The sequence below is a fragment of the Sphingomonas gei genome, assembly GCF_004792685.1.
Taxonomy (GTDB): Bacteria; Pseudomonadota; Alphaproteobacteria; order Sphingomonadales; family Sphingomonadaceae; genus Sphingomonas; species Sphingomonas gei.
The window spans coordinates 1-2,821 of sequence record NZ_SRXT01000015.1 but is presented as its reverse complement, the minus strand read 5'-3'; the positions used below and the strand labels follow the sequence as shown (position 1 = coordinate 2,821).

General features: G+C 65.7%; 2 protein-coding genes. Both read left to right on the top strand.

Features of this window, described 5'->3' with window-relative positions:
* Positions 1-312 precede the first annotated feature (312 nt).
* A complete protein-coding gene (gene istA, locus E5A73_RS21055; protein WP_024360721.1) occupies positions 313-1,998 on the top strand; it encodes an IS21 family transposase in 1,686 nt (561 codons plus the stop codon).
* On the top strand, positions 1,886-2,635 hold the full coding sequence (gene istB / locus E5A73_RS21050) for an IS21-like element IS1474 family helper ATPase IstB (protein ID WP_003460139.1): 750 nt from the start codon (positions 1,886-1,888) through the stop codon (positions 2,633-2,635). Before istA ends, istB begins: the two co-directional genes overlap by 113 nt.
* The last annotated feature ends 186 nt before the right edge of the window (positions 2,636-2,821 follow it).

The following is a 2,821-nucleotide window of genomic DNA, read 5'->3' as shown; positions in this document are numbered from 1 at the left end:
CTGGTTAGCGGCTCGGGGAGTCAGGCTGTCGAGCAGTTCGGCGACCATGCGAATAGTGATTTCGTCAACAGCCTGCGTCGGCCAGGCTGCGGATTTCGGAGCACCGTGACCGGCCGTTTCGGTTGATCGTGACCGCTCATTTCGCTAACGCGTGACCGCTCATTTCGGTAGCAACGTGACCGATTCTCCGCCTGTTCCGAAACAGGTGGTCACGGCTTACCGAAATCGCCGGTCACGACTTAGCGAAAGCCTTCCCCTTCGTTGCGCATGACCTGATGCGCCGCCATCCTCGACCGATTTCGGGAGAGGAAGATGGCGGCGCCGCGAGTAGCCATGCGAAACATCAAAGAATGTCTGCGCCTCAAGTTTGAGGCCGGCTTGTCCCACGAGAAGATTGCCCGTGCCTTGCAGCTGTCCAAGGGCGTGGTTAGCAAGTACATCGCGGCGGCGCGGGTGGCCGGGCTGGACTGGCCGGCGCTGGTGGCCATGGACGAGGCCGCGCTGGCGGCCGCCTTGTTTGCACCGACGTCGACGAACAAGCCGCGCGGTGAGCGAGTGCTGCCCGATGTGCTGAGCATCCACCGCGAGTTGCGACGCAAGGGCGTGACCTTGCAGCTGCTGTGGGAGGAATATCTCGCCGCGCATGCGGGCCAGCCGACCTACCGCTACACCCAGTTCGTCGAGCACTACCGGCGCTACGCCCAGACGCTCAAACGTTCGATGCGTCAGCTGCACCGTGCGGGCGAGAAGCTATTCATCGACTATGCCGGGCCGACGCTGCCGGTGGTCGACCCGGCCACCGGCGAAGTGCGCCGGGCGCACATCTTCGTCGCCGCCCTGGGCGCCTCGAATTACACCTATGCCTGCGCGACGCCAGGCGAAACCCAGGTGGACTGGCTGACCTCGCTGGGCCAGGCTCTGACCTACTTTGGCGGCGTGCCGGAAATGGTTGTGCCGGACAATCCGCGCGCCCTGGTCGCCCAGCCGGATCGCTACGAGCCGGGCCTGAACCGGGCCACGCTGGAGTGCGCGCGTCATTACCAGACGGTGATCCTGCCGGCACGGCCACGCAAGCCTCAGGACAAGGCCAAGGCCGAGGTGGCGGTGCAGGTGGTCGAGCGCTGGATCATGGCGCGGCTGCGCCATCGGCAGTTCTTCAGCCTGCATGCGCTTAACCAGGCCATCGCCGAGCTGCTGGAGGATCTGAATCGGCGCCCGTTCAAGCGGCTCGATGGCTGCCGGCGCGACTGGTTCGAGCGTCTGGATCGCCCGGCCTTGCGAGCGCTGCCGGTGCATCCCTACGAGGTCGCCACCTTCAAGCGCTGCAAGGTCAGCATCGACTACCACATCGAGGTCAATGGCAGCTTCTACAGCGTGCCCTCCGCCCTGGCCCGGCAGAACGTGGACGTGCGACTGACGGCACACACCCTGGAAGTGCTGCATGGCAACCGGCGGGTGGCCAGCCACCTGCTGCTGGGGCGACGCGGCGCTTACAGTACCCAGCGCGAACACATGCCCGCAGCGCACCAGGCGCATCGTGAGTGGACGCCGCAACGCCTGCTCGACTGGGGCGAGCGGATCGGCCCCTACACGCGCCAACTGATCGATCACCAACTGACCCACAAGCCGCACCCGGAGATGGGCTACCGCGCCTGCCTCGGCCTGCTCTCGCTGGCCCGGCGCTATGGCAATGCACGCCTGGAAGCCGCTGCCGAACGTGCCGTACACCTGCGCGCCTTCACCGGGCGCAGCGTGCGCAACCTGCTCCAGCAAGGCCTGGATCAACAGCCGCTGCCCCAGCGTGCCGCCGAAACGACCTTACCCGGCGACCACGAGAACGTCCGTGGCGCCGACTACTACCAACCCCCGCAACAGGAGCTGTTCGATGATGCCGCAACACACCCTGAATCAACTGCACCAGCTACGCCTGGACGGCATGGCCCGCGCCCTGGAAGAGCAATGGACGCTGCCGGCCAGCCACAGCCTGAGCTTCGATGAACGCCTCGGCCTACTGCTCGACCGCGAACTGGCCTGGCGTGACAACCAGCGCCTGGTACGGCTGCGCAAGAAGGCCAAGCTCAAGTACGCCAACGCCTGCCTGGAAGATCTCGACCGCCGCTCCGGACGCGCCCTGGACGAGCGTCTGATCGCCACCCTGGCCAGTGGCGACTGGATCCGCCAGCAGCACAACCTGCTGCTGACCGGCCCGACCGGTGCCGGCAAAACCTGGCTGGCCTGCGCCCTGGGCAACCAGGCCTGCCGCCAGGGCTATAGCACCCTGTACCTGCGCACCCCGCGCCTGCTGGAACAACTGCGCATCGCTCATGGCGACGGCAGCTTCGGCCGTACCCTGCAACAGCTGGCAAAGGTCGACGTCCTGGTGCTGGACGACTGGGCGCTAGCCCCGCTGGAGGAAGGAGCCCGGCATGACCTGCTGGAGGTGATCGACGACCGCGCTGGCAGCCGCTCCACCATCCTGACGAGCCAACTGCCCATCGAGCACTGGCACGGCTGGATCAACGACCCGACCCTGGCCGATGCCATCCTCGACCGCCTGGTGCACAACGCCTACCGACTGACGATGAAAGGCGAGTCGCTGCGCCGAAAAAAAGCCGAGGAACAAGCCGCATCGTGACCGATGCGATTACAATCCAGAACCCGCGCAACCGGGGTGGAAGCACCGGTCACGTATTAGCGAAACGCTCGGTCACGTTCACCGAAATCCGCATGTAGGCCCGCGGCTTGCTCAGTGGCTGCCAGAAAAGGCCGCTGACGAAGCTCTGTCCGTTCACCGTTGTCACGGTGACCGGCGTCGAGATGA